Below are 26,891 nucleotides of genomic sequence, written 5' to 3'. Positions count from 1 at the left end.
TAGTTTTTTTGTTGATTTGGTTCTGCTTTTTTTCTGTTATTTCTTTTTGTCAGAGGCTAATTAAGCGGCAGTCTATTTAAATCGACTACGTTCTCTTGGGCCATCCTTTTTTTGTTAATTATGTCTTTTGTTCCTAAGCGTTACACAGTTACGGCTGCGCTGCCTTACGCCAACGGTCCGGTACACATCGGGCATTTAGCTGGTGTTTACCTACCCGCTGATATTTATGTACGCTACCTGCGCTCGGCTGGCCGCGATGTTAAGTTTATCTGTGGTTCTGATGAGCACGGTGTGCCTATCACCATTCGAGCTCAAAAAGAAGGCGTTACGCCACAGCAAGTGGTAGATAAATACCACGCCCTGATTCGTGATTCGTTTAAGGATTTCAACGTGTCGTTCGACGTGTATTCGCGCACATCATCGGCTACGCATGCAGAAGTTTCCAGTGGGTTTTTTACCAAGCTGAATGATGAAGGAAAATTCATCGAGCAAACCACGCAGCAATATTTCGACGAAAAGGCCCAACAATTTCTCGCCGACCGCTACATCGTCGGTACATGTCCGAATTGTGGCAATGAAAATGCGTACGGCGACCAATGCGAGCGCTGCGGTACCTCGCTCAGCCCAACCGAATTAATTAATCCGCGCAGCATGCTCAGTGGCGCGCAACCTATTCTGCGCGATACCAAGCACTGGTTTTTACCGCTCGACCAATATGAGCCGTGGCTGCGCGAATGGATAATTGACGGCCATAAAAACGACTGGAAAACCAACGTGTACGGCCAGTGCAAGTCTTGGATTGACCAGGGTCTGCATCCCCGGGCCGTTACGCGCGACCTGGACTGGGGCGTGCCAGTGCCAGTACCCGGTGCCGATGGTAAAGTACTCTACGTGTGGTTTGATGCGCCTATTGGCTATATCTCGGCCACTAAAGAGGCTTTCCCCGATGAGTGGGAAACGTATTGGAAAGACAAGGATTCCAAACTGGTGCATTTCATTGGGAAAGACAACATCGTTTTCCATTGCATCATTTTTCCGGTAATGCTGAAAGCGCATGGCGAATTTATTTTGCCGGATAATGTGCCTGCTAATGAATTCCTGAACCTGGAAGGCGATAAAATCAGCACTTCACGAAATTGGGCAGTGTGGCTGCATGAGTATTTAGCCGATTTTCCCGGCCAGGCCGACGTATTACGTTACGTGTTGTGTGCCAATGCTCCCGAAACGAAAGATAACGACTTCACCTGGAAGGATTTCCAGGCCCGCAACAACAATGAATTAGTTGCTACGCTCGGTAATTTCGTGAATCGTGCTGCTGTGCTCACGCACAAATTTTTCGAAGGCAAAGTGCCGGAATTAGGCGAATTAACGGAGCTTGACCAAGATGCTTTCACCCAATTAGCGGAGTTTCCCGCTAAAATTGGCGAGCTAGTTGAAAATTACCGTTTCCGTGACGCGCTGGCTGAAGTAATTAATCTGGCCCGCCTCGGTAATAAATACCTGGCTGAAACGCAACCCTGGCACCTCATCAAAACCGATGCCGCCCGGACCGGCACAGTGCTGAATGTATCCCTGCAAATTGCCGCGGCGCTAGCGCCGCTATTGGAGCCCTTCCTGCCGGAATCGGCCCAGAAGCTTGCCACAATGCTCAACTTGGAGTTGGGCAATTGGGCCAGTGCCGGACGTTCCAACGCACTGAGTGTAGGCCATCAGATGCAGGAGCCCGCCTTGCTTTTTGCTAAAATTGAAGATGCAGTGGTAGAGACGCAGGTTCAGAAATTGCTCGATACCAAAAAAGAAAATCAGCTTGCCAGTACGCCCGTCACGCCGGCTAAGGATGATGTTTCGTTTGATGATTTCGGCCAGATGGATTTGCGCATCGGCACCATCGTGGCCGCCGAGAAAGTAGCCAAGACCAAAAAGCTGCTCAAACTCACCGTTGATTTAGGTTTGGAAGAGCGTACTATCGTCAGCGGTATTGCCGAGTATTTTATTCCGGAAGCGCTGGTTGGCCAGCAGGTACAGGTATTGCTGAATCTTGCGCCACGCGAAATCAAAGGCATTAAAAGCCAGGGCATGCTGCTCATGGCTGAAAACGCAGATGGCAGCCTGGCACTGATGCAGCCCAGTAAACCGGTGCGCAACGGCAGCAGCGTGGCTTAGCGCAATAGCAGAAATTAGAAAAGCAAGTACCCCAGGGTTTCCTTTTGGCACCGACGAACGACAACCGTTCATCTGGACCGAAGAGAAACGCTGGGGTACTCGCTTTTACTTCACGTTCACAATATTCATGGCCCGCTCCAGGCCCATGGTACCAAAGGCCAAAACAGCATCGGCGGCTTTTTCGATGCGCGTCGGCAATTCAATTAACTCGTCCGCTGAAAACGGATTCAATACATAGTCTACCTGCCGGCCTTTGGGAAAATTTGCATCCACGCCGAAGCGCAGACGAGCGTATACGTCGGTGCCCAGCGTGGCCTGAATGTCTTTCAAGCCATTGTGGCCACCAGCCGAGCCCTGGCCTTTGAGCCGCAGCTTGCCAAAGGGGAGGGCAAGGTCATCGGTCACGACTACCATATTTTCGGCCGTTATTTTGAGCGTAGCCAGCCAGTGCGCGGCTGCTTTGCCGCTGAGGTTCATATAGGTAGTAGGCTTGACCAGCACATACGTGTGGCCCTTGTGCTTGAACTCAGTGGTGAAGGCATGACGGCCTATTTCGAAACGCGGCGCGTCAAATTTCGCCGCCAGGTAATCGGCTACCATAAAGCCGATGTTGTGGCGCGTATCAGCGTATTCGGGGCCAATGTTGCCCAGGCAGAGAACCAGAATCTTAGCCACAGATTAAGCAGGTTTTAATGGATTATATGGAATTTTTGTAGCGCCTGAAACACGCGGTATGAGCTGCAAAATAAGAGTGACCAATGACATGGCTCATAAAAAAACCGTCCGGAAGGGACGGTTTTTTTATGAGCCATAAGCCAGTAGAAAGCAAATTAGGGTCGAAAAACGAAAAATTCTGAAACCACAAAAATTCGTTTAATCTATTAAAACCTGCTTAATCTGTGGTCTTACTTGTTGCCGGCCATTTCGCCTTTCAGCGCACGCGGGATGGTGATGGTAGCAATAGGAGCAGCCGAGTTGGTGAGAATGGTATAGTTCTCAGGCTTCACAGCACCCACTTTGATGGATTTGCCAAGCTCCAGCTCGCTGATGTTTACTTCTACGAAGTCAGGCAGGTTTTCAGCGGCAGCACGCACTTTCACTTTGCGCAGCTTGCTCACCAATTTGCCGCCGGCCAGTACGCCGGGCGAAACGCCCACGTATTTCACGGGGATTTCCATTTTCACTTCTTTGCCTTCCTGCAATTCCAGGAAGTCAACGTGCAGCAGCATTTCGTTTACGGGGTGGAACTGGGCGTCCTGCACGATGGCACGGTACAGGGTACCTTCGACGTTCAGGTCCACGATGTGCGCCTCCGGCGTGTACAACAACTCGCGGAACAGGATAGCGGGCACGGAGAAGTGCACGGTGTCTTTGCCGCCATACAATACGCACGGTACTTGAGCGTCGAGGCGCAATGCCTTGGCGTCCGTTTTACCGAGATTCGCTCTTTTAAACCCTACAATCTCGAGGCTTTTCATAAAGGAAGTGGTTTTGGGGATGATAAAAATGGCCCGTTTGCCACCAGAGTAGACGGCAAACGGGCCGCAAAGGTAGCGTGAAATTGGCTGAAAAACCAGTGCGTTACACAGAATTGCTGTTGAAGTCCTGATGAGCCGAGGCGCTATCTGAGCGTAAGCCAATATTAAACGCTATTCCATCTTCGGCACACTCTTCAACTGCTCCCGCACCAACTCCTGCGCCCGCAGCCGGTCGTTGAGGATGCGCAGATAGGAGCGGGCCTGCGAGTTATTACAAGTGAAAGCTGATTTCTTCGCCCAATCAATTGCGCCGGGCAGGTCACCTTTCACTTCGCTGGCTACGGCTAAGTTGTAGAAAGCGCGGCCAGCAACCTGGGGGTGCAGGTTACGGGCGGCTTGCTGCCACACAGTTTCGGCCCCGGCCCAGTCGCCGGCCTCAGCCCGCTGGGCCCCCTGCTTCACTAGCTCGTCCTTTTTAGCCGAGGTAAAGAAATCGCGGTTGAACTCAATGTAAGAAGGGGCGATGCGGCGGGCGTAGCCATCGCCGGCGCGCTGGGCCACCCGGCGAATGCACTCCTCGGGTGGAGGCAGCTGGCGGAGGGCGTCGCGGTAGTTATCGCCGTTGCCGGTAAATACGAGCTGGTCTTCTTGCCGAGCCTGGTCGAGCACGAAGCCTTGGGTGGCGCCGTAGGTGCGGAACCCGGTTACCACCTTCATCACCATTTCGACGTGCACCGTGGGCACCTGGTGTTCCTTGCCTTCTTTGTCTTTCACGGTACGCGTGCCGTTGGTGTGGCTCAAAGCCATGTCTGAGTCGAAGGCTTCGAGCACCACCAAGCCATCGACTTGGGTGCGACGGCACAGGTCCTGAATGTAGCGCGGTGCCAGCGGCGGCAGAAAAAACTCGCGGCCCCGGCCCAGCAGCTGCAGTTGCGCCTGCGTCACTTTAAAGCGGTAGCTATTGTTGGCCAGCGCCTGGCCTACCACGTTCACGCACTCGTCTGCTCCGGCGCGGTCCACGCCTACACCTTCGCCGGTGAACGCACCTTCGAGCACATCGAAAAACTTATCACGGCGCGACAATGGGATAATGCGATTGGCCGTGGCAACGCTTTGTAGATTGGCCGGCATGGGCACGGCCGCCGGTGCCAGCGCCCGGATATGCACCGATGAGGCGCAGCTGCCGAGCAGCAGCAGTGCGAAAAAGAGTAGGGCGGAGGTGTAGAGCTTGTGCATCACGTTTGCAGAAAAAGGTTCCGGTGTGGGAAGGCTATTCTACAAAATTGTGCCAAAGTTCTGATTTGAAGCTGCCCTGTCATTGGGAGGTGCTGCCGAAGTGATTCGTCCTGCTATCAGCGGATAATCCATAGTGGTGGCAAGCTCTCTTTGAAAATGATAAGCTTTGGTATTAGCCAGAAAGCCCCGGTCCCATCTGGTACCGGGGCTTATCACACTATCAGGTCAGTCACTTTCGGAGCACGGGTTGCTTCGGCAGCGTTTCCTAATGAAAGGCGATTTTACACGAACAGCGAGCTGATGCTCTCGTGCGTTACCACGTTGCGGATGGCGGCAGCAAAGAGCGGGGCCAGTGAAATCACCCGGATTTTATCATTCTGTTCGCGCAACGGGATAGTATCAGTAGTAATCAGCTCGGTGAGGGCAGAGGCACGGATGCGCTCATGCGCCGGGCCGCTCAATAGCGGGTGCGTGATGACGGCCCGCACCGAGTTAGCGCCGCGTTCCATCACCAACTCGGCCGCTTTGCAGATGGTGCCGGCGGTATCCACCATGTCATCTACAAATACCACGTCCATGCCCTTCACGTCGCCAATCACCTGCATCGAGGCAATTTCATTGGCCCGCACACGCATCTTATCGCAGACCACAATCTCGGCCCCAAACTTCTTGGCGAAGGCTCGGGTGCGCACCACGCCGCCCACGTCGGGCGAGGCAAAAATGAGGTTCTCCAGGTTCAGCGACTTGATGTATGGGGCCGTAACGGTAGCTCCGTCGAGGTGGTCGACCGGGATATCGAAGAAGCCCTGAATCTGGCCGGCGTGCAGGTCGCAGGTCATCAGGCGGTCGGTACCCACGCTTTGGATGATGTTGGCCACCACTTTGGCCCCGATGCTCACGCGGGGCTTGTCTTTGCGGTCTTGCCGGGCATAGCCCATGTAGGGCATCACAATGTTGACCTTGTAGGCCGAGGCCCGCTTGCAGGCATCCACCATCAGCATGAGTTCCATGAGGTGCTCGGCGGGCGGAAAGGTACTCTGTACCAGAAATACTTCACAGCCGCGCACACTTTCATTAAAGCTCGGACCCATTTCATTGTCGGCGAAGCGCTGGAGCGAAAGGTTGCCAAGCGAGGTGCCGAAGGAGGCGGCAATTTTTTCGCCAAGCTCACGAGAAGCGCTGCCGGCGAATATTTTGACCTGTTTCATAGGGGAAGGTACTAATAATGAGTTGGTGTGCAGAAGGCCAAAGGGAGTGGGGCCGGTGAAAATGCGAAAAGTGGAAAAAGCGAAAGGCGCTGACCTCTCCGGGAATTGGAGAAGCCAGCGCCTTTTCGTTTACTCGAGCTTTGTCGTTGTCCGACCAGGGCTCGAACCTGGACTTTCTTGAATCAAAATCAAGCGTGTTGCCAGTTACACCATCGGACAATTTCCCGGCGGGCTACGTGCCGTTTGGGAGTGCAAATGTACGGCTGGAAATATTCAGCGCAAGTTTTTGGTGAAAAAAATCTGGAGAAAATTTGCTTGGCAGTGGGCTGGAAAGATGCTTGACGGTGGTTTGCATCTGATTTTCATGGAATAAGGTGCTGAAAGAAACTTCTGTTCGGCGCCACCCAGTGCAAACGTTATGGTTGGAAAAACGACGCCCCTACCGTAATTTTGCGGCCTGAAAAACTGCATAACTTCATCATAAATACAACCAAATGGCCAATACCGGCAAAATCACTCAGGTCATCGGCCCCGTCGTTGACGTGAGCTTCGCGGGCGAAAACACGAAGCTGCCCAACATCCTCGACGCCCTCGAAGTCACGAAAGATAACGGTCAAGTGGTAATTCTGGAGTGCCAGCAGCACTTGGGCGAGGACCGGGTACGGACTATTGCCATGGACTCGACCGAAGGCCTGACCCGCGGCGCCGAAGTGCGCGACATGGGTGCCCCGATTTCGATGCCCACCGGCGACGGCGTGAAAGGCCGCCTGTTCAATGTTATCGGCCAGGCCATCGACGGCATTCCTCAGCCGAAAAGCGCTGGTGCCCTGTCGATTCACCGCAACGCTCCGGCGTTTGAGGACCTCGCTACTTCGTCGGAGGTATTCTTCACCGGCATCAAGGTTATCGACTTGCTCGCTCCTTATGTAAAGGGTGGTAAAATTGGTCTGTTCGGCGGTGCCGGTGTAGGCAAAACCGTACTGATTCAAGAGCTTATCAACAACGTGGCCAAGGCCTACGAAGGTCTGTCGGTGTTTGCAGGCGTGGGCGAGCGTACCCGTGAGGGCAACGACTTGCTGCGTGAATTCATCGAAGCCAACATCATTCGCTATGGTGATGCCTTCAAGCACTCGATGGAAGAAGGCGGCTGGGACCTCTCGAAAGTGGATTTGGCTGAAATGGAGAAGTCGCAGGCGACTCTTGTGTTCGGCCAGATGAACGAGCCCCCCGGAGCCCGCGCTCGCGTGGCCCTGTCGGGTCTGACCATTGCCGAGAGCTTCCGCGACGGCGACGGCACCGGTGCCGGCCGTGACATCCTGTTCTTCATCGACAACATTTTCCGCTTCACGCAGGCGGGCTCGGAAGTATCGGCTCTGTTGGGTCGGATGCCTTCGGCCGTAGGTTACCAGCCCACGCTGGCCACCGAAATGGGTGCCATGCAGGAGCGCATCACTTCGACCAAACGCGGTTCCATCACCTCGGTACAGGCAGTATATGTGCCTGCTGATGACTTGACTGACCCGGCCCCGGCCAACACGTTTGCTCACTTGGACGCTACGACGGTATTGAGCCGCAAAATCGCCGAGCTGGGCATCTACCCGGCCGTTGACCCGCTGGACTCGACCTCGCGTATCCTGTCGGCCGACGTATTGGGTGCTGAGCACTACAACACCGCTCAGCGCGTGAAAGAGCTGCTTCAGCGCTACAAGGAACTCCAAGACATCATCGCCATCCTCGGGATGGACGAACTCTCGGAAGAGGACAAGCAGGTGGTAAACCGCGCCCGTCGCGTGCAGCGCTTCCTGTCGCAGCCCTTCTTCGTAGCCGAGCAGTTCACCGGTTTGAAAGGTGTGCTCGTTGACATCAAAGACACTATCAAAGGCTTCAACGAAATTATCGATGGCAAGTACGACCACCTGCCTGAAGCGGCTTTCAACCTTGTTGGTAACATCGAGGATGCCGTGGCCAAAGGCGAGCGTCTGATTGCAGAAGCCAAGTAATTATTTAGTTGTTAGCTATTGGCTGTTAGCTGTTAGCTTTTATAAAGGCGTTAGCAGAAGAAGCTAATAGCTAACAGCTGAAAGCTAATAGCTAAAATAAAATGCACTTAGAAATCATCACCCCCGACCGCAAGGTCTTCGAAGGCGAAGTAACGTCGGCCCATTTCCCGGGGGCCGATGGCTCGTTTGAAGTGCTGAATAACCACGCCCCGCTGATTGCCGCGCTCAAGGCCGGCGACGTGACCCTGACCAGCGGCAGTGGCCGTGAGGTTATCCGCATTGAAGGCGGCGTGGTGGAAGTACTGCGCAACAATGTGATTGTGCTGGCTGAAGGCGCTTTGGCCTAACGCTACATCAGTTCTAATAAAAAAAGCCGTTTCTGCTCAGCAGGAACGGTTTTTTTATGTCTTTACAAACGGCGCAACTCCGATATTGTCGTATAGCTACATGCGCTGTTGCGCTTACTAACCTTTTCATGAAAGAGACTCGGACTCCATTCACGGCCGTCGAAAATATTTATACGCCGCGGCAGCGCTACGTACTGCTTGTGTGCTCCATCCTGGCGCTGGCGGGGCTGATGCTGTTTGGTTTGGCGCAGTACCTGACGGCTTTTTTGGCCGCAGCCATCCTGTTTGTGGTGTTTCGGCCGTGGTGGGTGGCGCTGGTGCACCGGCGCCGTTGGAATCGGCGGCTGGTTACCATTGGCATTCTGCTGGTGACGGTGGTAGTGCTGGTGGTACCGTTTTACGCGCTGAGCTCCCTGCTGCTCGACCGGCTGGTGACCTTTGCCAAGAACCCGGAGCAGATTTTAACGGTGGTGCATAAGATAGAGGCTGCTACGGGCTTTAAAGTAGCTGAGCAGCTGAACGTGCGGGAACTGTTGCTGCAAGGCGGTGCTAAAGTGAGCGGCTGGCTGCCTACGCTGGCCAGCAGCGCGCTCAACTTCCTGGTGATTGTGGGCCTGATGTTGTTTACGATGTACTACCTGTTCATGCAGGAAACGTACTTTTTGCTGGGACTGCACCGCTACCTGCCTTTCCGCAATGAGACGCTGACGGAGCTGGGCGAGTCGCTGAAAAACAATGTGAATGCCAACGTGCTGGGGCAGGTATTAGTAGCCTTGGTGCAAAGCATTCTGACGGGGCTGACGCTGTGGATTTTTGGGGTGCCCGATGCGCTGTTCTGGGGCGTGGTGGCGTTTTTTATGGCGTTTCTACCCGTTCTGGGTACCCCGTTGGTGTGGGGGCCGGCGGCGCTGTATCAGTTTTCACAGGGGCACAATGGGCAGGCCATTGGCATTCTGCTGGTGGGTGTCATTGTGATTATCAATGTGGATAACTTGTTGCGCATTATGTTGGCCAAGCGCATGGGCGACATTCACCCACTGGTAACGCTGGTGGGCCTGGTGCTGGGCGTGGAGATTTTTGGGCTCATCGGGCTGGTGGTGGGGCCACTGCTGGTGTCGTATTTCCTGGTGCTAATGGAGGTGTTTCGGCGCGAAAACCGGCTGCGGCGTGAGGAAATGGCCAAGTAGCCGGAAGCTGAAAGCGGCTGCCGACCTTTGTACCGTAACGCACTGCTTTTGCTTTCATGGACCAGCCAACTATTCATCCCAAAATCACGCCCATCTATCAAACGTCGGTTTTCAAGTTTGAGGACCTTGACGCGGTGCAGCAATACTTCGACGAGCCGGGAAGTAGCTACATGTACTCGCGCAATGGCAACCCCAACTCTGACGAGCTGGCCGGGGCCGTGAACCGCTGGGAGGGCGGCGCCGGCGCGGTGGCCACGGGCTCGGGCATGGCGGCTATCTTCGCGGCCATGCTCACGTACTGCCAGGCTGGCGACCACGTGCTGTGCGCGGCCGACATCTACGGGGGCTCGGCGGCGCTACTGAATCTGGAGCTGTCGCGGCTGGGCATTTCGGTGAGCTACGTGCCGTTTGAAAGCCTGTACGACCTCGCGGGCTATGCACAGCCAAATTCCAAGCTGCTGCTCTGCGAAACCATGAGCAACCCGCTGCTGCGCGTGGTAGACCTGCACGCGGCAGCTAAGGAGTGCCACCGCCACGGCCTGAAACTGGTGGTAGACAACACGTTTTCAACACCCGTACTCACCCGGCCGCTGGCCTATGGGGCCGACCTGGTGCTGCACAGCGTAACCAAATACCTGGCCGGCCACTCTGATGTGACGGCTGGCGCAGTAGTAGCCCGCACGGCGGAAGACGCGGCCCGGCTCCGGCAAATTGGCGTCGTATTTGGCCTCACGTTGAGCCCGATGGAAAGCTGGCTGGCCGTGCGCGGCATGAAAACCATGCGCCTGCGCGTGGCGGCCCACAGCGAAAACGCACTGGTGGTGGCCGAGTTTCTGGCCGAGCACCCGGCCGTGCAGGCCGTATACTACCCTGGCCTGCCCGACCACCCGCAGCATGCGCTGGCAGTGACGCAGGGCGCGGGCCGCTTTGGTGGCATGCTCTCATTCCGGCTACCGGATGATGCGGCAGTGGTCAACCGCTTTATGCAACGAAGCGAGCGGTTTCCATTTGCGCCTTCATTGGCGGGCGTGGACTCCTCGTGCTCGCACCCGCTCTCCACTTCCCATCGGGCTTTGACGGATGCGCAACGGGCGGAATTGGGCATCACGGTGGGGCTGGTGCGGCTGAGCGTGGGCATCGAGCCTATTGAGGACTTGCTAGCTGATTTGGCCCAGGCTTTAGATTAAGATGCTGCGGTTTCACTCCGCCAGCAGTACCGGGCGTGGGCCGAGCCGGGCCTGCAGCCACTTGCTGAAGCGCTGCTGTTCGGCGGGCTTCAGCATCTGCTTGTAACGTACGGCTACTACTACCGTGGTATCGGCGTGGAGTGAGTCGGTAGCGGGGCGGATGAGTTGGCTCAGGCCGAGCTGGCGTACTTGGGGGAAGTTGATTTGGGCCTCGCGCAACACTTGCAGGGCATTGGGTAAAGAAGGAGCCAATTGCTGATTGGCCATCTGCTGCTGGAGCTGGGCGAAGCGGGCTTCGTATTCGGTATAGGCCTGCTGGTCGCGGTTGCGCATATCTTCCAATACGTTGGTGCGCAGCGCCTGGGCCGTGGCCGAATCGAGCTGCGCCATGCCTTGGCGAATAGTGAGCTTGGCGCGGCGCAGGCCGTATTCCGGTAGTTTGCGGGTGAGGGCAGCCATGGCGGGGCGGTCGAGGTATTTGCCGGCCAGCAGCAGGTTGAGGCTGCGCTCTTCGGGCTTGATGCGGCGGGTGAGGACGTAGGTGCCCGGCAATCGAATAAGCTCCTGCTCAATGAATTGTTGGGCATTGTGGTTGAAAGCGGTGTCGCGCACGATGCCTACGGCCAGATACACGCTGGGTGCGGCCGTGAGCACAGCCAGCGTCCAGATGGAAACCCGCACCCGCCGCGCCGTGGCATCGTCCACAAACGTGCGGCGGGGCAGGGGCAGCAACCGCACCACCAGGAAAGTGGAGAGGCAGATAAACACGCAGTTGATGAAAAACAGGTACATCGCCCCACTGCAATAATTCCACTGGCCCGTAGCCAGCCCGTAGCCCGCCGTGCAGAGAGGCGGCATGAGCGCCGTGGCAATGGCCACCCCGGGAATGACGTTGCCGCGTCCGCGCCGGGTAAGGCCCACGGCTCCCGCTGCCCCGCCAAACAGAGCAATAAGCACATCCCAGGTGTTGGGGGTGGTGCGGGCCAGTAGCTCTGAGCCCGCCTCGCTGAGGGGCGTGAGGTAGAAATAAATAGTCGAAACAGCTAGGCTGATGACCATGGCCAGCAACAGGTTTTTGAGCCCCCGGCGCATCAGTGGCACTTCCATCGTGGCTGCGCCGAAGCCGATGCCCACGATGGGGCCCATCAGCGGCGAAATGAGCATGGCGCCGGTGATGGCGGCCGTGGAATTGACGTTGAGCCCAACCGAGGCAATGACAATGGCGAATATGAGGACCCATAAGTTGGTCCCGCGAAAGCTGACGCCGGCTTCTACATCAGTCCTAATTTCGTCCGGCTCGGCCATGTCAGCGGTGAGGATGAAACGGTCGCGTAGGAAGTGGGTAATGGAGAAGGGCATCGAGAAAAAGGCTGGTGAGTGGCAGGTCGTGCATCTGTAGCTGAACGTCGGCAGCTAGCCGGGCATACGCAAGCAGGACAATTGGTGCCAGAAAAAGCTGACAGCGCAACGCGTTTGGGCCTTAACAGCTGCCAACAACCAGTGGGAAATCAGCGCCGAAGCAGACCGCAATGGAAGGCCTTCGGAGCCGGCACGGTCTTACTACGGCCGAGCAGAGTTGGGAGGATATGGGCTGAAAACGGTTACATACCGTAAACCATAAAGGCCTTCCACCTTTCCCATTGCCTATGTCCCGCACTATAATCGTCTCTAATCGCCTCCCCACAAAAGTTTTGCGTTCCGAAGAAAGCCTCACGTTTCAGCCCAGCGAAGGCGGGCTGGCCACGGGCTTGGGCTCCATCTACCGGGCCGATGGCAACGTATGGGTCGGCTGGCCGGGACTGTTTGTGCACGACTTTGAAGAAGAACAATACGTCACCGAACAGCTCCAGGCCGACAGCATGGCCCCGGTTTTTCTGACCGAAGCCGAAATCCGGGATTTCTATGAGGGCTTCAGCAACTCTACGCTCTGGCCCACCTTCCACTACTTCGCCCAGTTTGCTACCTACGAGCAGTCGCATTGGGAATCCTATGTGGCCGTGAACGAAAAATTCTGCGAAGCGGTGCTGGCCCAGGCGGGTCCGGAAGACACTATCTGGGTGCACGACTACCAGCTGCTGCTGCTGCCTGAAATGCTGCGCAAAGTTCGTCCCGAAGCCACGATTGGCTTTTTTCTGCATATCCCGTTTCCAAGCTATGAGCTGATTCGGGTGTTGCCGTGGCGGGCCGAGTTGCTGCGCGGCATGCTGGGAGCCGATTTGATTGGCTTCCACACCTTCGGCTACATGCGGCATTTCCTCAGCTCGGTGTCGCAGGTGCTGGGCCTGTCGGCTGCCAATGGCCAGATTGAAGTGGAAAACCGTGCCGTGCGGGTCGATGCTTTCCCGATGGGCATCGACTACAACCGCTACGCCGAAGCCGCGGCCTCCGACACCGCTCAGCAGCACGAGGCTACCTACCGCGAAGCCCTGCGCGACACCCGCGTGATTCTGAGCATCGACCGGCTTGACTATACCAAGGGCATTGCCCAGCGCCTACGGGCCTTCGAACTGCTGCTGCAGCGCTACCCAGAGTGGCGCGAGCAGGTGAGCCTGATTATGCTAGTGGTGCCCTCGCGCGACCAGGTGGCACAATACGCCGATTTGAAAGTAGAAATCGATGAGCTGGTGGGCCGCATCAACGCGTCGTACCGCACCATTGCCTGGAACCCGATTCACTACTTCTACCGCTCACTGCCGCTGGAAGAGCTGGCCTCCCTCTACCGCCTGGCCGAGGTGGCGCTTGTCACGCCCATGCGCGACGGCATGAACCTCGTGGCGAAGGAATTTATCGCCAGCAAAGCCGACCAGCGCGGGGTACTCATTCTCAGCGAGCGGGCTGGGGCCGCGCGGGAGCTGTCCGATGCCCTCATCATCAATCCAACCGACATCAACCAACTGGCGGAGGCCATGCACGAGGCCTTGGTGATGCCCGAGGAAGACCAGGTGCAGCGCATGGCCGCCATGCAAGTGCTGGTGAAGCGCTATAACGTCTTTTCCTGGACCAAGCTCTTCCTCAATCAACTGGCTTATACCAAAATGAAGCAGCAAACCCTGGCCACCGAAACCCTCACGCCCGCGCCCACCGGTCAGCTACTGGAAGACTACCGCGCCGCTAAGCACCGCCTTTTGCTGCTCGACTACGATGGTACCTTGGTGAATTTCCACGCCAACCCGCAACGCGCCCAGCCCGACCAGGAGCTACGACTGCTACTGAAGGCACTGAGCGACAACCCACAAAACCGCGTGGTTGTCATCAGCGGGCGCGACCGGCAGACACTGGAGAAATGGCTGGGTGACATGCCCATTGACTTCATTGCCGAGCACGGTGTGTGGGTCCGCGCCGTCGGCGACGACTGGAGTCTCTTCCAGGCCATGCGCAACGACTGGAAACGAGAGCTTCGCCCGGTGTTGGAGCTCTACGTGGCCCGCACCGCCGGCGCCTTCATCGAGGAAAAGGAATATTCGCTGGTGTGGCACTACCGCCGCGTCGATGCCGAGTTAGGTGCTGTGCGCACCCGCGAGCTGCTCAACCACCTCACCTTCATGACCTCTAATACCGACCTGCAGGTGATGGAAGGCAACAAGGTGCTGGAAATCAAAAACGCTGGCATCAATAAAGGAACGGCAGCGGCCCGCTGGCTCAGCCTGTACAACCCCGATTTCATCCTCGCTTTGGGCGACGACCGCACCGATGAAGATACCTTCCGCGCCCTGCCGGCTGAGGCCTATACCGTGCGTGTGGGGTCGGCGCCGCATTCGTCGGCGCGGTTCCACGTGGGCTCGCCCACCGAGGTGCGCCAGCTGCTGCGGAAGCTGATTGGATAAATTCTTGATGCGTCCTCATTCATTAACTACTTTGGTGCCTACGAATAAGGACGCATCAGTCAATGAGTAGGTAAATGAAAGCACTGGAAATACTTAACGACAAGCTGGTTGGCTCATTCATCCATTCGTTTCGTATAGGCGACAACTGGACTTTAGACTTCGGCGACTATTACCTCTCTGCCCAGAATCTGATTTCGCCTGATGAAGGAATGTTAAATGCCTGGTTGCGTACTAACTATAAATCATTTGAAACGGTAGTTGATAAAGATTTTGTAGCTAAGAGCACAATTGTGGCGGCCCATATGAGAAAGGAAGTTGCGAGCGTGACGCTTGATATTGCCTACAATCTGACACTTCATTTTGAGAACGATAGTGAATTAGTCATTCCAACCAATGAAGAAATTGTCGACTGGCAGTGGTGCTTGAATGAAACGGGTAAAGACCCTTATATGGATTACTTGATAGCCTGTTTTTGGGAGGGGGAAATTGCTATTAACGAAGCTAGATAGACATCATTAATGTATAGAAAAGCCCCAACACTGCGTAGTGTTGGGGCCTTTCAATAATGGGGTTTACCGCTTCTGGCATTTGGTTGCATCACAAAGACGCATTGGGGCGCATTGCGTGTGTTGATGCTACCCCACGAAATGCGGCTTATCCAGCCGCTGGGCGATGCGGTAGGCGGCGTTCACCATGCCCACATGGCTGTAGGCTTGGGGGAAGTTGCCCCACTGCGAGCCGGTTTTGGCGTCCACGTCTTCGGAGAGGAGGCCGAGGTGGTTGGTGTATTGGGTGAGCTTTTCGAACTCGGTTTTGGCTTCTTCGAGGCGGCCGACGCAGGCTAGGGCCTCCACGTACCAGAAGGAGCAGATGAGGAACGTAGTTTCGGGTGTACCGAAATCGTCGGGGTGGCGGTAGCGGTAGAAAAGGCCTTCGGGGGTTTTTAACTCCTTTTCCAGCTCAATGAGGTGCTTTTTGGCTTTCTCAGAACTAGGGTCGAGGTAGCCCATGAGGATGAGCTGTAGGGTGCTGGCGTCGAGGTTTTCGGAGCCGATGGCGTTGGTGTATGCGCCGCGTTCGGCGTCGTAGCATTGCTCGATTCGGTCAGTAGCGGCGTCTATAAGGCGGGTGGCCCGAGCTTCCATCTCGGTGTGGCCGAGGCGGCGCGCTACCTGTCGCGCCGCGTGGCCACCAGCCCAGTGAAACAGGAAGGTATAGCAGTGGCGCTGCGCGATGTGGCGGAACTCCCAGAGGCCGGCGTCGGGCTGGTCGAGGGTAGTTTCCATGAAGTGCAGGGCTTCTGAGGCCAGCTTTTCGGGGGGCAATTGGGTAGGGTGCACGAAGCGAGCATCGACATAGAGCGGCAGCAGGGCCACCAGCACCTGCCCGTACACATCGTTCTGGATATGCGTGTAGGCGTCGTTGCCGATGCGCACGGGCTGGTTGCCGAGGTAGCCGGCCAATGGCAACTCGGTTTCCACCAAATCGGCCCGGCCGCTGATGCTGTAGAGTGGCTGGTACTTGTCTTGGGCCTTGGTGGTAATGTTGGCGATGAAGTGGAAGTAGCGCTCCATTTCCTCGAAGTGGCCGATGCTATTGAAGGCCGTGAGAATATAGAACGTGTCGCGCATCCAGCAGTAGCGGTAGTCCCAGTTGCGGGTGCTGCCGGGGGCTTCGGGCAGGCTGGTGGTGGTGGCCGCGATGATGGCCCCGGTGTCTTCGTACTGGTGAATCTTGAGCGCCAGCGCTGACCGAATAACCGCGCTCTGATGGAAGCTGCCGATGCTGGTGCTCTTCACCCACTTGCGCCAATACTCTTCGGTATTCACCAAAAACTGCTCAGCGGTGCGTTCCAGGGGCGCTTCGAGCGGCGCGCCGTAGGTGAGCACGAGGTATTTGGTTTCGTTCAGCACGAAGTCTTCCTCATCAAGCACGTAGGTGAGTGGGATGTTGGTGGTGAGGCGGATTTCCTCTTCCAAACCCAAAAAGGCAATGTGGTTGGAGCTGCGGCGGCGCGTAAGCTCCAACTCGCCGTACTTGCCCACCGGGCGGCAGGCCACCCGCACGCGGGGCGTGCCCAGCAGCGGCTCTACTTTCCGAATAAACATCAGCGGCTTGTAGTACCGCTCGTATTGGGCGAAACGCGGGGCAAAATCCGTGACGCGGTAGCGGCCGTCGGCCGTCGTGATTTCGGTGCGCAGCACGTTGGTGTTGGGCTCGTAGTACTGCTCCGACTCGAACGTACCGGCTGCGGCGGGGCGAATGCTGTATTCGCCGCCCTTGTTGTCATCGAGCAGGCTGCCGAACACGAAGCTGCTATCAAATCGGGGCCAGCAGAGCCAGCGCACGGCGGTATCGGTCCCAATGAGGCCGAGGAAGGCGCAGTTGCCAATCAGGCCAAGGTTATAAGTGTGTTTTGCCATCAGAAAGGGGAGTGGAGGTGCGGGTAATACCCCATTCCTGCGGCTGAGGTTGTGCACGGCGGGCAGCAAGGCTCATAAGCACGTGTACCCCGAATTTCCAATTCGGCCGCTTGAACAAGCTATTAGCATCCGTTCAGGCGGCCGAATTGGAAATTCGGGGTACACGTGCTGGCTGCGCAGGCTACAGCTTGTCTGACACCTGCGTCGAAATCTGCTTGGCGGTACGCAGGGCCTGGAACTCGGCTTGCTGCGAGCGGATGGTCAGCTTGTCATCTAGCGAAAAGCTGCTGCGGAGCTGCTGGTAACGGCCATTGAGGCTGCTGAGAATGCCAGCGGCAGCGGTCCAGTCGCTCGGTTTCCAGTTCGACCGGTCGTCGCGCACGCGGTTCATAAAGGCATCATAGGCGCTGAGCAGGCCGGAGGTAGTGAGGGTGCTCACAGTCGTTTTCTTGCGCAGAAACGTGCTGACCTGGGCATCAGACGCGGCAGCTACGGGAGCGTCTTCGTCGCTAATCGTTGTGCTGGTAGACGACGGTGCGGGTGCGGTGCCCACTGGCACATTGATGGTACGGGTGGTGCGTCGAATGACCTTGCCGGTGGCGGGGTCTAGGTCCTCGGTTACTTCGGTTTGCTGCTGGGTGCCTGCCGGAGCAGTAGTGGTGGTTGTGGTGGGCTTGGTTGTGGTAGTGGTTGTAGGCTTGGTGGTTTGGGCCACGGCGGCTACCGGCAGGGCCAACAACAAAGCGGCGAGGATATGGATGTTTTTCATGGGAGCAAAAGATTGGATGGGCCTTTAACGGCAAAGCGGGCCGCCGTGGCTGCCCCGGTCCCGCCTTGGCAATAATGCGGCCAAATCAGAAGTGGTAAAATACACCGATTAAGAGGCTATTTTATTAATGTAAAAAGTCTAATAAGATGAAAGATATAATTGCTTTATATCAAGTAGTTATATAGGTAATTGTGGTGTGAAGAAAGTCCCGGAAGTCTGAATTCTGGTGCGGCTGCCCGCAAAGCTTCGCCGTATTTCGCTTCAGCTAAGCCGGTTGCTCGTGTGGCAGCCCGGTGGTAGCGCCCCTTTTGGCCATGATGCCGCTCCTTCCCGTTTCGCCCCGCTTGCCACTGCCATTGAAGCTGTTGGTCAGCGCCTTTTTGCTGGTGATGGTGCCCGTGTACTACCGCAACTACGGCCCCACCAATTTCCTGTACTTCTGCGACGTGGCGCTGCTGCTGAGCTTTATCAGCCTCTGGACCGAGCGGGCGCTGCCGGCATCCATGGCAGCGGTGGGCATTTTGCTGCCGCAGGTGCTGTGGTGCGTGGACTTCGTCGGCGAGCTGGCGGGCGTACGCCTGGTGGGTCTTACGTCCTACATGTTCGATGAAAACCGCTCGCTGTTTCTGCGCGGGCTGTCGTTCTTCCATGGCTGGCTGCCTTTTTTACTGCTCTTTCTGCTCAAGCGCTTGGGCTACGACCGTCGGGCGCTCTGGGCCTGGACGGCGCTGGGTTGGAGCCTGTGCTTAGTGGCCTACTTCTTCCTACCGGCCGCCGGCACGGTGCTGGCCGATGCCAAAATCCCAGTTAACATCAACTACGTCTTTGGTTTCGATGATGCCAAAGCCCAGACCATGCTGCCCGCCCCGCTCTACTTGCTGGCCTGGATGGCGGTGCTTTTTGTGGTGATTTATCTGCCTACGCACTTAGTGCTACGCAAGGTATTTGCCACCAAGGTGGTAGCAGTGCCGGTAGGGGCAGTGCAACTGGTGTAGAGATTTTGAAGCGCGTCTTAGGTTGAGGACTAATTTTTTGACTCGTCTGCCATCTTGAGTGAAACGAAGATTCTTATCTGGTTAGAAATATTTGTTCAGTAATAAGAATGTGTTTCGCCTTGCTCAGGATGACAGGTGCCCCCTTGACGAACTCCGTTTCTATTGACGTGGAGCTGTCGCATAGTAGCCGCTGACCGGGTGGTCTGGCCACCACCGGCGCTGCCAAACAGGAGGTCCCTAAAAGGGCTTTCTACTTGTTACAGGCGGTTGGAGCCCGCAAGAAATTGCAGCGCGGTTGCCATAAAAGGAACCGTGGCCTCGTAAACGGGAACATGGTCCCCGCCCGGGATAATCCATAGCGCAGCATTGCGTATGGAACGGTAGATGGTTACGGGAATATCCACCGGAAAAAAGCGGTCACGGTCCCCGTGCGCCACTAGCGTGCGTGCGGTAATGGCCCCTAAATGCTCCTGCGTGAAATCCATATCGTCGTAGTTATCGGCCAGCGTATTGAACTGCAACAGAAGTTCCTGAATTTGTTCGTCTCCGCGTTTAGCGCACTCCCGATACATTTCCTGAACGGGTGGGGGCATGGTGCGAAACGACGCTGCGCGCATGATGGCCCGCGCCTGCGCCGGAAAATGAGTGGTGGCACTGATTAACACCATGGTGTCGATGCGCGTAGGTTGACTCGTGGCCATGTGCAGCAGCGTCATGCCACCCGAACTCATGCCCATTGCTGAGCAGCGTTCTATTCCCAGGTGGTCAAGTAACCGGAACACATCTTGGGCCGCGTCCCGATGGGTGAACGTGTGCTCGGGATTAGTGGAGTATCCATGGCCGCGCAAATCCACGACGAGCAGGCGGTGGCGTTCGGCAAGCTCGGGGATAAAGGGCCGCCAATTCTGGGTACAACCGCCGAATCCATGCAGGAGTACCAACGGTTTTCCGACTCCGTACTCCTCGTAGTATAGTTCTAGGTTGCCGAGTGCGACGGTTTGCCCGTGCGTGGTTAGCTGTTTGGGTGCGTAAGGGGTTGCCATGGGGTATGCCTGACAAGGTGAAAGCCACTTGGTAATACGACCATGATTATGCGGCCGCTCTAATATAAGCTCGCAATTGCCTGGTGCGGCCTTTTATGGAAATGTGGCGAGGGAAATGGGGAGCGTAGACGGCTGGGCGCTCAGCCGCTGCCGTAAAACATAACATTGGAAAAATGCTTTTGGTCGAGCTTGCGGGTAATGATTTCGTAATTTTGGCCCATCGCATTCTTCGAATTGCCTGGCTGTGATACCCTAAATGTGAGTGGCTTTCTGGCCCTGACGGTTGGAGTGGTCCAGGCCTCGGTGTTGCTACGCTACTTCTCTCACTGGGCCTGCCGCGTGGTGGGGCCCTCCCCAAATTTCTTTTTATGAGCACCTCCCCAAAAATCCTGGCCGGCCAGTTGGCCGAAGCCGTGGCACCCCACCTTGGCAGCGATGCCGCCGAGCAGCCCTCTAAAGCCGTAGCCAAAACCTTGCGCCAGCTGGCCAAACAGCTCACCAAGCAGCAGAGCAAGCACGCCAAACAACAGGCCAAGCAAGCCAAAGCGGCCTCAGTTCCTACGCCCCTCACCGCCAAGCGGGCCCGCAAAGCCCTGTCTGGCGAGTTGGCTACCGCCCTCCAGCCCTACCTGGAGCCCACCACCGATGCCTCGGATGCCAAAGCTCCCAAAGGCATAACCAAAGCTATGAAGCGTCTGGCCGCCGAAGTGGTAAAGCAGCGTCGCAAGCAGGCCAAGCAAACCGCCAAGGACGCCAAGCAGGCTGCCAAAGAAGCCAAGCATCAAGCCAAGCAAACCACTAAAGAAACCAAGCAGGCTCCCAAAGAAACCCCTGCTCCTGAGGTAGCCCCAGCGCCGGCTGCCAAGGCGGCCCGCTCCACCACTGCCCCCCGCGCTACGGCTGCCCCAGCCCGCCGCTCGGTAGCCACCAAACGTGCCCCGGCCAAGCCCACCACCCCAGCCCCCGCCGAGCCAGAAGCCGCTCCGGCGGAGTAAATATTTTCAGGCGTTGGCACCGTGCCAAGTCTGCCAGTTGCCTATTACAGAAACAGCCCCAACTTGCAGGTTGGGGCTGTTTCTGTTTATAATGATACACTTATAATATGATACACTTCCTACCAGAATCCAGTGAATATTGCATAGGCATACGGTAGAAATCGGGCCCTGCCTGGCCCACCCACAGACTGTAATTGGCAAGGCTTTTTTTCCTCTTCGGCACAAAGCTACTGCTGGGCGTAAGGGCCACAATGCAGTTTAAGCAACCTTAACCCAAGCGTTACCAAGCCATAATATGGCGCGCTGACTGCCTAGAGCGTTTCGGCCAATGCCTCTTTCACCCGGCGCAATTCGTTGTCGCCCATGGCTGTGCCGCTGGGTAGGCACAGGCCTCGGGCAAATAAGTCGGCGCATACCGCTCCGCCATACATGGGCGCGGCGGCAAATAGCGGCTGCAGGTGCAGGGGCTTCCACAGCGGGCGGCTCTCGATGTTGCGCGTTTCGAGGTGCAGGCGCAGGGTTTCGGGTGTGGCGGCACTCTCCTGCGGGTCGAGCAGAATGGTGGTGAGCCAGCGGTTGGCGCGGCTGCCGGCGGGCTCGGGGTGCAGGGCCACGGTAAGGCCGGGCAGGCCCGCTAGGTGCTCGCGGTACCAGGCAAAGATTTCGCGGCGGCGCTTCACTCGCTCGTCCAGCAGTTCCATCTGGCCGCGTCCGATGCCAGCCAGGATGTTGCTCAGCCGGTAGTTGTAGCCCACCTGCGAGTGCTGGTAGTAGGGGGCATCGTCTTTGGCTTGCGTAGCCAGAAACCGTGCCTGCTGGGCCAGAGCGGCATCATTGGTCACCAAGGCACCGCCGCCGCTGGTCGTCAGAATCTTGTTGCCATTGAAGGAAAACACGCCCACCCGTCCGAAGCTACCCAGCGGCTGGTTGTTGAAACGAGCCCCCAGCGCCTCGGCGGCATCTTCCAAAACGGGAATGTCAAATTCCTGCGCGATGGCCAACAGCTCGGTCAGCTTGGTGGGCATGCCATACAGGTGCACCAGGATGAGGACCTTGGGCTTCCGGCCTTTGCTGATGCGGTCCAGAATGGCCTCACGTAAGCGCACCGGGCAGAGGTTCCAGGTGTCGGGCTCACTGTCGAGGAACACCGGCGTGGCCCCCAGGTACACAATGGGATTGGCTGTGGCCACAAACGTGAACGAAGGGCATAGCACTTCATCGCCGGGCCCCACGCCCAGCAAAATCAAGCCCAGATGAATAGCTGCTGTGCCCGAGCTCAGTGCCACGCAGTGCGCTACCCCCGCCGCCGCGCAGATGTCCGCCTCAAAGCCCGTGATGTTGGGGCCGGCCGGGGCCACCCAATTGTCCTCAATGGCCTTGTGCACATAGTTCAACTCGTGCCGCCCCAGGTGGGGCGGAGATAGGTAGAGACGGTCGTAATCCTGGCTACGCATGACGCTTCGCTTGATGAGGAATGAAGAATGAGAAACGAAGAATGAGCCGTTGAAAATTCTTCATTCCTTGCCTACATAGTGAATAAGGAGGAATTGACAGTTGCGAATTCTTCATTCTGCATTCCTCACTCTTAACTCCTTCGCCGGTACGCCCACGGCGGTCACATTCGCCGGCAGGTCGCGGACCACCACCGCCCCGGCACCCACAATAGCATGCGCCCCAATGCTGACGCCCTGGATAATAGTGGCGCTGGTGCCCAGGTACACGCCGGTTTCCAGTCGCGCCGTACCGCTCACGTTGGCATGGGGCATAAGGGAGCAGAAGTCGGCCAGCACGGCATCGTGGCCCACTGTGCAACCCAGATTGAGCAGCACGAAGCGGCCCAGGGTAATGTCGCAGGTAAGGATGCAGCCCTGCTGGATGATGCAGCCCTCGCCCAGCGCAATGCGGTGCTGGCGGGCCAGTGCCACCCGCGGATGCACGAGGCTGGGAAAGCTGAGTTGAGCTGATGTAAGCCGTCCCGCCACGGCGGCGCGGCCGGCGGGGCTGCCCACAGCCAGGGCCACCGCCAGCGGCTCGGGGTGGGCGTTGAGGTCGGCGCTGGTGCCGAGGTAGGGGAGGCCAGCCACAGCAGGGGAGGCCGGGGCCTGGTCGTCGTAGAAGCCGCGCACATCCCAGGTGGGGCGGTTGGCGTTGATTTGCTGGAGCAGCAGCAGCACTTCCCGGCCCAGGCCGCCGGCCCCAAAAATCACCAGCGGCACCAGGGTTTCGGCGGCTTCGATTTCGTAATCAGAAAAGAAAAGTTGGGTCATAAGTGTGAAAGCTACGAGGAAACGGCGGGCGGAGGACTGCCCTGGAATGCCGTGGTGGTGGCCTGGCCGGGCGTGCTAACCCCGCTGCCACGCAGCACCCGGCCGGCCGTGCGCCACAAAATGGTCAGGTCCAGCCCAAACGACAGATTATCGACGTACCATACGTCATAGGTGAATTTCTCTTCCCAGCTAATGGCGTTGCGACCATTCACCTGCGCCCAGCCCGTGAGGCCGGGGCGTACCTCATGGCGGCGCGCCTGCACGGGCGAGTACAGCGGCAGGTACTCTGGCAGCAGCGGGCGCGGCCCCACCAAGCTGAGGTCGCCGCGCACGATGTTCCAGAGCTGGGGCAGCTCATCTAGCGAGGTAGCGCGCAGCCAGCGGCCCAGCCGTGGCAGGCGCTCGGCATCGGGCAGGAGCTGGCCGTTAGCATCGTGCGCCGAAGTCATGGTCTGAATCTTATAGAGCGTGAACAACCGTCCCTGCCAGCCCGGCCGCACCTGCCGAAACAGCCAGCGCCCCCGATTTTGGAATGCCGCCAGCCCCGCTACGCCCAGCAGCAGCGGCAATGTGAGCAGCAGCAGCGGCAGCGCCAAAGCCACATCCAGCAGGCGCTTGCCTCGGCGAACGTAAAAAGAATGAGGAATTGCCGCGGGCATGCACAAAAGTAGCCGCTCCCAGATTGACGGTACTTTTATGGCTCGTACGGCCCAGCAGCCGTGGTGTCGAAGGCGCTTACCCATAAGCATTCTTCATTCCCGATTATTCATTCCTTATTAAGCGAAGCGCCCATGCTCGTCTTCCCCAACGCCAAGCTCAACCTTGGCCTCTACGTTACCCAGCGTCGTCCTGATGGCTTCCACACCCTCGAATCGGTATTTCTGCCCCTGCCCTGGACCGATGCCCTGGAAATCCTGCCTGCCCCCGCCGGCCAGGCCACCAGCCTCACCCTCACCGGCCGCCCCATCCCCGGCGAGCCTGCCACGAACCTTTGCCTCCGCGCCTACGAGTTGTTGCAAGCCGATTTTCCGCAGCTGCCACCGGCTCAAATCTACCTGCACAAAATCGTGCCTATCGGCGCGGGCCTGGGCGGCGGCTCGGCCGACGCCGCGTTTGCATTGAAGGCCACCAATGAGCTGTTCGGTCTGAATCTTTCCGTCGAAGCATTGGAGAGTTACGCCCGCTATCTGGGCTCCGACTGCGCCTTTTTCATTCGCAACCAGCCCGTACTGGCCGTGGAGCGCGGCGATGTATTCGAAGAAATCAGCCTGCGTCTGGCCGGTACCAGCTGCGTGGTAGTATATCCCAATCTACACATCAGCACGGGCGAAGCCTACGCCCGCATCACACCACAGCTGCCGGAGCACCCATTGCGCGAGGCCTTAGTGCAGCCCATGAGCATGTGGCGCAACACCGTTAGCAACGACTTTGAAACGGCCCTCACGCCTGCGCACCCGGTTCTGGCCGAAATCAAACAGCAGTTTTACGCCGCTGGGGCAACATATGCCAGCATGTCGGGCTCCGGCTCGGCCGTGTACGGCTTGTGGGAAAATGAGCAGCCACCAACGCTAGCGTGGCCAGCAGAATATACCGTGTGGCAGGGCGTGTTGTAAGGAAGTTGTGGCCCTAGTACCTCGGATTGGAAATTCGGGGTACACGGGCCAGGCGGCCCTATACCGGAATCACTGGCTCTAAATCGGGCTGCTTGTCTTTCATTAGCCGCGCCACCAGGGGGTGAATCAGCACGCTGAGCACAATGAGTAGGGTGCCAATGTAGAATCCCGTTGACATCCGTTCCTGATTGAATTGCGGCGCGTGAAGCAGGCCCTGCGTGTGTAGCCAGTAGATAGCCGCCGCCATGCTGATGCCATACACCGGCTCCAGGTTGATGGTCAGGTTCACGGCAAAAGGGGAGAGGCGCTTCATCAGTTCCACCGACGTAGAGAAGGCGTACACTGTGCAAACACCGGCCAGCAGGGCCAGCCACAGCCAGTCGTAGCCGTGCCAGCCCAGCTGCAAGCCTTTGCCCTGCGTGAAGTAGCGGCTGTAAATGGGAAAGAACAGCGCAATGCTCAGACAAGCGCCCAGCATCTCGTAAAACGTCAGCCGCAACGGTGGGTGCGTCTTAATCAGCTTCGAATTTAAGACGCTGAACAGCGCCGATAGCCCGGCCGATAGCACTGCCACGCCCAAGCCCAGCAGCTGGTCCAGCTCAGCTTGGCTTACCAGGTACAAGCCCACCATTGTTATCAGGCCCAAGCCCACTTCGTAGCCGCGCACCCGCCGCCACAGCAGCAGCGGCTCCAGCAACGAGGTCCACAAAGCCAGCGTGGCCAGCCCGGCCAGGCACACGCTCACCGACGACAGCCGGGCCGCCAGGAAAAAGGTAATCCAGTGCGCCGCTACCAGCGCGCCCACCGCCAGCAGCCGCCCCGCCTGCCCCCCAGAAACCCGCCACTGCTGCCCCCGCGCTGCAATCAGCACCACCAAGCCTACCGAGGCCAACAGCGTGCGCCAAAACACGAGCTCCACCGGCGGCACCGTCAGCAGCTTGCCCAGAATGGCCGTGAAGCCCCACAGGAGCACAATGAAATGAAGCTTAAGGTAGTCGCGGAGCATAACTGCTTATTTCGGCACGAAGCGATACAACGCCAGCCCGATTACCGAAAAAACGGTGGTCGGCACCCACGCCGCGATGAGCGGCGACAGACTGCCCACTTGGGCCAGGTTGCGACTCAGCATCACGAAAATGATGAAAATAAATGCCAGCACAAACCCCAGCGCGATTTGCCCGCCCACGCCGGCCCGCGATTTCCGGGCACTGAGAATAACCCCAATCAACGTGAGCACAACGATGGCAAACGGATAAGAATACCGTTCGTATTTGTCGCTCAAATAAATCTGTGTGTCATCTGCCCCGCGCTCAATCTTCGTCCGGATAAATGCATTTAACTCGGGCAACGTAAGGGTTTCCGCTACTTTATAATTGCTGGCAAAGTCCTTCGGATATAAGTTCAGTGTGGTATCGCGGGCGGGAAAGGTTTGCAGAAACTCATCCTGCGGACCCCGAAACGTGTGGACCAATTGCGGCGACAAATGCCACATATGTTTAGTCGAATCCCAGCTAATTACATCGGCCGTCATGCGGCGCTTCAGTACCGTTCCCTCAATGGTTTCCAGCGCAAACTTATAGCCGATATTATTGGTGTTCGTGTAGCTTTCCATGTACACGTAACTCTTCGGACCAATCTTGATGTGCACGTTGCGCCCCTGAAATCGATAGGGCAATTTGATATACTCCCGCTCAAATGCCACCCGCGATTTGCTGCCCACCGGCAATACCCAGCCGATTAGCCCGAATATGAGCAGGCCCACCACCGCGCCGCCCGCAGCATATGGCATCATCAGCCGCTTAAAACTTACCCCACTGGCCAGAATAGCCACAATCTCCGTGCGCGCCGCCAACTGCGCTGTCACAAAAACAACGGCAATAAAAATGGTAATTGGCGAAAGCAGGTTGGCGAAATACGGAAACAGGTAAATGTAGTAGCCGAAAATAATTTTCGACATCGACAGATTATGCTGAATAAAATCGTCGTTTTTCTCCGTGAAATCAATGACGCAAATAACCGTCACGAGAATAACCACCGAGAAGAAAAACGCGGAGAGAAACTTCTTGATAATGTATTTGTCGAGAATATTCATGAGGTCAGCTATTCGCCTTTAGCTGGTAGCTATTAGCAATGTTGGTATGGTGAACTGAGAAGAG

General features: G+C 57.2%; 23 protein-coding genes and 1 tRNA gene. 10 read left to right on the top strand and 14 right to left on the bottom strand.

Annotated features, from left to right (window positions below):
- Positions 1-120 precede the first annotated feature (120 nt).
- On the top strand, positions 121-2,163 hold the full coding sequence (gene metG, locus J4E00_RS11450; RefSeq protein WP_208175283.1) for a methionine--tRNA ligase: 2,043 nt from the start codon (positions 121-123) through the stop codon (positions 2,161-2,163).
- A 105-nt stretch (positions 2,164-2,268) separates the two neighbouring features.
- Here metG and pth read toward each other — a convergent pair whose 3' ends face one another.
- From pth to J4E00_RS11425, 5 genes are all read right to left on the bottom strand, one after another.
- The gene (pth, locus tag J4E00_RS11445) at positions 2,269-2,838 is read right to left on the bottom strand and encodes an aminoacyl-tRNA hydrolase (RefSeq protein ID WP_208175282.1); all 570 of its coding nucleotides are present in this window, start codon (positions 2,836-2,838) and stop codon (positions 2,269-2,271) included.
- Positions 2,839-3,068: 230 nt separating this feature from the next.
- Positions 3,069-3,641, bottom strand: a complete 573-nt coding sequence (locus J4E00_RS11440; protein ID WP_208175281.1) for a 50S ribosomal protein L25/general stress protein Ctc — start codon at positions 3,639-3,641, stop codon at positions 3,069-3,071.
- A 171-nt stretch (positions 3,642-3,812) separates the two neighbouring features.
- A complete protein-coding gene (locus tag J4E00_RS11435; protein ID WP_208175280.1) occupies positions 3,813-4,877 on the bottom strand; it encodes a DUF6340 family protein in 1,065 nt (354 codons plus the stop codon).
- A gap of 281 nt (positions 4,878-5,158) precedes the next feature.
- A complete protein-coding gene (locus tag J4E00_RS11430; RefSeq protein ID WP_208175279.1) occupies positions 5,159-6,085 on the bottom strand; it encodes a ribose-phosphate pyrophosphokinase in 927 nt (308 codons plus the stop codon).
- 146 nt (positions 6,086-6,231) lie between these two features.
- Positions 6,232-6,304, bottom strand: a tRNA-Gln gene (locus J4E00_RS11425).
- Positions 6,305-6,579: 275 nt separating this feature from the next.
- Between J4E00_RS11425 and atpD the strand changes: the two genes are divergently transcribed.
- The 4 genes from atpD to J4E00_RS11405 all read left to right on the top strand — a co-directional run bounded on the left by atpD (position 6,580) and on the right by J4E00_RS11405 (position 10,806).
- Positions 6,580-8,085: a F0F1 ATP synthase subunit beta gene (gene atpD / locus J4E00_RS11420; RefSeq protein ID WP_208175278.1), complete on the top strand. Its 1,506-nt coding sequence runs from the start codon at positions 6,580-6,582 to the stop codon at positions 8,083-8,085.
- Between the two features lie 101 nt (positions 8,086-8,186).
- Positions 8,187-8,432 (top strand): ATP synthase F1 subunit epsilon, encoded by a 246-nt coding sequence (gene atpC / locus J4E00_RS11415; RefSeq protein WP_208175277.1) that lies wholly within the window; start codon positions 8,187-8,189, stop codon positions 8,430-8,432.
- Between the two features lie 128 nt (positions 8,433-8,560).
- Positions 8,561-9,619: an AI-2E family transporter gene (locus J4E00_RS11410; RefSeq protein WP_208175276.1), complete on the top strand. Its 1,059-nt coding sequence runs from the start codon at positions 8,561-8,563 to the stop codon at positions 9,617-9,619.
- A 56-nt stretch (positions 9,620-9,675) separates the two neighbouring features.
- Complete coding sequence (locus J4E00_RS11405; RefSeq protein WP_208175275.1) at positions 9,676-10,806, top strand: trans-sulfuration enzyme family protein; 1,131 nt, start codon at positions 9,676-9,678, stop codon at positions 10,804-10,806.
- Between the two features lie 12 nt (positions 10,807-10,818).
- Here J4E00_RS11405 and J4E00_RS11400 read toward each other — a convergent pair whose 3' ends face one another.
- Positions 10,819-12,165, bottom strand: coding sequence for a DUF389 domain-containing protein (locus tag J4E00_RS11400; protein ID WP_208175274.1), 1,347 nt, complete (start codon positions 12,163-12,165; stop codon positions 10,819-10,821).
- 287 nt (positions 12,166-12,452) lie between these two features.
- Here J4E00_RS11400 and J4E00_RS11395 point away from each other — a divergent pair, with 287 nt between their 5' ends.
- Positions 12,453-14,630 carry a bifunctional alpha,alpha-trehalose-phosphate synthase (UDP-forming)/trehalose-phosphatase gene (locus tag J4E00_RS11395; protein WP_208175273.1) on the top strand — a complete coding sequence of 726 codons (2,178 nt, stop codon included), beginning with the start codon at positions 12,453-12,455 and terminating at the stop codon, positions 14,628-14,630.
- Positions 14,631-14,704: 74 nt separating this feature from the next.
- Positions 14,705-15,139, top strand: coding sequence for a hypothetical protein (locus tag J4E00_RS11390; protein ID WP_208175272.1), 435 nt, complete (start codon positions 14,705-14,707; stop codon positions 15,137-15,139).
- A 126-nt stretch (positions 15,140-15,265) separates the two neighbouring features.
- Here the strand turns inward: J4E00_RS11390 and J4E00_RS11385 are convergent, their stop codons facing one another.
- Entirely contained in the window at positions 15,266-17,053 is a 1,788-nt protein-coding gene (locus J4E00_RS11385; protein ID WP_208175271.1) for a glycoside hydrolase family 15 protein, read from the bottom strand.
- A gap of 181 nt (positions 17,054-17,234) precedes the next feature.
- Positions 17,235-17,822: a hypothetical protein gene (locus tag J4E00_RS11380; RefSeq protein ID WP_208175270.1), complete on the bottom strand. Its 588-nt coding sequence runs from the start codon at positions 17,820-17,822 to the stop codon at positions 17,235-17,237.
- Positions 17,823-18,136: 314 nt separating this feature from the next.
- Here J4E00_RS11380 and J4E00_RS11375 point away from each other — a divergent pair, with 314 nt between their 5' ends.
- A complete protein-coding gene (locus tag J4E00_RS11375; RefSeq protein ID WP_236049709.1) occupies positions 18,137-18,817 on the top strand; it encodes a membrane-associated protein in 681 nt (226 codons plus the stop codon).
- 257 nt (positions 18,818-19,074) lie between these two features.
- Here the strand turns inward: J4E00_RS11375 and J4E00_RS11370 are convergent, their stop codons facing one another.
- Positions 19,075-19,860, bottom strand: a complete 786-nt coding sequence (locus tag J4E00_RS11370) for an alpha/beta fold hydrolase (protein WP_208175269.1) — start codon at positions 19,858-19,860, stop codon at positions 19,075-19,077.
- A gap of 368 nt (positions 19,861-20,228) precedes the next feature.
- Here J4E00_RS11370 and J4E00_RS11365 point away from each other — a divergent pair, with 368 nt between their 5' ends.
- On the top strand, positions 20,229-20,855 hold the full coding sequence (locus tag J4E00_RS11365; RefSeq protein WP_208175268.1) for a hypothetical protein: 627 nt from the start codon (positions 20,229-20,231) through the stop codon (positions 20,853-20,855).
- Positions 20,856-21,166: 311 nt separating this feature from the next.
- Here J4E00_RS11365 and J4E00_RS11360 read toward each other — a convergent pair whose 3' ends face one another.
- From J4E00_RS11360 to J4E00_RS11350, 3 genes are all read right to left on the bottom strand, one after another.
- The gene (locus tag J4E00_RS11360) at positions 21,167-22,309 is read right to left on the bottom strand and encodes a DegT/DnrJ/EryC1/StrS family aminotransferase (RefSeq protein WP_208175267.1); all 1,143 of its coding nucleotides are present in this window, start codon (positions 22,307-22,309) and stop codon (positions 21,167-21,169) included.
- A 111-nt stretch (positions 22,310-22,420) separates the two neighbouring features.
- On the bottom strand, positions 22,421-23,122 hold the full coding sequence (locus J4E00_RS11355) for an acetyltransferase (RefSeq protein ID WP_208175266.1): 702 nt from the start codon (positions 23,120-23,122) through the stop codon (positions 22,421-22,423).
- Between the two features lie 11 nt (positions 23,123-23,133).
- Positions 23,134-23,781 carry a sugar transferase gene (locus J4E00_RS11350; protein ID WP_208175265.1) on the bottom strand — a complete coding sequence of 216 codons (648 nt, stop codon included), beginning with the start codon at positions 23,779-23,781 and terminating at the stop codon, positions 23,134-23,136.
- 132 nt (positions 23,782-23,913) lie between these two features.
- Between J4E00_RS11350 and ispE the strand changes: the two genes are divergently transcribed.
- Complete coding sequence (gene ispE / locus J4E00_RS11345) at positions 23,914-24,735, top strand: 4-(cytidine 5'-diphospho)-2-C-methyl-D-erythritol kinase (protein ID WP_208175264.1); 822 nt, start codon at positions 23,914-23,916, stop codon at positions 24,733-24,735.
- Positions 24,736-24,793: 58 nt separating this feature from the next.
- Here ispE and J4E00_RS11340 read toward each other — a convergent pair whose 3' ends face one another.
- Both J4E00_RS11340 and J4E00_RS11335 read right to left on the bottom strand, forming a co-directional pair.
- Positions 24,794-25,741, bottom strand: coding sequence for a DMT family transporter (locus tag J4E00_RS11340; RefSeq protein ID WP_208175263.1), 948 nt, complete (start codon positions 25,739-25,741; stop codon positions 24,794-24,796).
- 6 nt (positions 25,742-25,747) lie between these two features.
- Positions 25,748-26,827, bottom strand: a complete 1,080-nt coding sequence (locus tag J4E00_RS11335) for an LptF/LptG family permease (RefSeq protein WP_208175262.1) — start codon at positions 26,825-26,827, stop codon at positions 25,748-25,750.
- Positions 26,828-26,891 lie beyond the last annotated feature (64 nt).

The sequence above is a fragment of the Hymenobacter negativus genome (assembly GCF_017571495.1).
GTDB lineage: Bacteria > Bacteroidota > Bacteroidia > Cytophagales > Hymenobacteraceae > Hymenobacter > Hymenobacter negativus.
This window is presented reverse-complemented; position numbering and strand designations above follow the sequence as displayed.

What these genes read in the sequence shown, in the direction of transcription:
- metG (WP_208175283.1), top strand. Translation starts at nt 121, where the DNA reads ATGTCTTTTGTTCCTAAGCGTTACACAGTTACGGCTGCGCTGCCTTAC.
- J4E00_RS11440 (WP_208175281.1), bottom strand. Translation starts at nt 3,641, where the DNA reads ATGAAAAGCCTCGAGATTGTAGGGTTTAAAAGAGCGAATCTCGGTAAA.
- J4E00_RS11435 (WP_208175280.1), bottom strand. Translation starts at nt 4,877, where the DNA reads ATGCACAAGCTCTACACCTCCGCCCTACTCTTTTTCGCACTGCTGCTG.
- J4E00_RS11430 (WP_208175279.1), bottom strand. Translation starts at nt 6,085, where the DNA reads ATGAAACAGGTCAAAATATTCGCCGGCAGCGCTTCTCGTGAGCTTGGC.
- atpD (WP_208175278.1), top strand. Translation starts at nt 6,580, where the DNA reads ATGGCCAATACCGGCAAAATCACTCAGGTCATCGGCCCCGTCGTTGAC.
- atpC (WP_208175277.1), top strand. Translation starts at nt 8,187, where the DNA reads ATGCACTTAGAAATCATCACCCCCGACCGCAAGGTCTTCGAAGGCGAA.
- J4E00_RS11410 (WP_208175276.1), top strand. Translation starts at nt 8,561, where the DNA reads ATGAAAGAGACTCGGACTCCATTCACGGCCGTCGAAAATATTTATACG.
- J4E00_RS11405 (WP_208175275.1), top strand. Translation starts at nt 9,676, where the DNA reads ATGGACCAGCCAACTATTCATCCCAAAATCACGCCCATCTATCAAACG.
- J4E00_RS11400 (WP_208175274.1), bottom strand. Translation starts at nt 12,165, where the DNA reads ATGCCCTTCTCCATTACCCACTTCCTACGCGACCGTTTCATCCTCACC.
- J4E00_RS11395 (WP_208175273.1), top strand. Translation starts at nt 12,453, where the DNA reads ATGTCCCGCACTATAATCGTCTCTAATCGCCTCCCCACAAAAGTTTTG.
- J4E00_RS11390 (WP_208175272.1), top strand. Translation starts at nt 14,705, where the DNA reads ATGAAAGCACTGGAAATACTTAACGACAAGCTGGTTGGCTCATTCATC.
- J4E00_RS11385 (WP_208175271.1), bottom strand. Translation starts at nt 17,053, where the DNA reads ATGGCAAAACACACTTATAACCTTGGCCTGATTGGCAACTGCGCCTTC.
- J4E00_RS11380 (WP_208175270.1), bottom strand. Translation starts at nt 17,822, where the DNA reads ATGAAAAACATCCATATCCTCGCCGCTTTGTTGTTGGCCCTGCCGGTA.
- J4E00_RS11375 (WP_236049709.1), top strand. Translation starts at nt 18,137, where the DNA reads ATGATGCCGCTCCTTCCCGTTTCGCCCCGCTTGCCACTGCCATTGAAG.
- J4E00_RS11370 (WP_208175269.1), bottom strand. Translation starts at nt 19,860, where the DNA reads ATGGCAACCCCTTACGCACCCAAACAGCTAACCACGCACGGGCAAACC.
- J4E00_RS11365 (WP_208175268.1), top strand. Translation starts at nt 20,229, where the DNA reads ATGAGCACCTCCCCAAAAATCCTGGCCGGCCAGTTGGCCGAAGCCGTG.
- J4E00_RS11360 (WP_208175267.1), bottom strand. Translation starts at nt 22,309, where the DNA reads ATGCGTAGCCAGGATTACGACCGTCTCTACCTATCTCCGCCCCACCTG.
- J4E00_RS11355 (WP_208175266.1), bottom strand. Translation starts at nt 23,122, where the DNA reads ATGACCCAACTTTTCTTTTCTGATTACGAAATCGAAGCCGCCGAAACC.
- J4E00_RS11350 (WP_208175265.1), bottom strand. Translation starts at nt 23,781, where the DNA reads ATGCCCGCGGCAATTCCTCATTCTTTTTACGTTCGCCGAGGCAAGCGC.
- ispE (WP_208175264.1), top strand. Translation starts at nt 23,914, where the DNA reads ATGCTCGTCTTCCCCAACGCCAAGCTCAACCTTGGCCTCTACGTTACC.
- J4E00_RS11340 (WP_208175263.1), bottom strand. Translation starts at nt 25,741, where the DNA reads ATGCTCCGCGACTACCTTAAGCTTCATTTCATTGTGCTCCTGTGGGGC.
- J4E00_RS11335 (WP_208175262.1), bottom strand. Translation starts at nt 26,827, where the DNA reads ATGAATATTCTCGACAAATACATTATCAAGAAGTTTCTCTCCGCGTTT.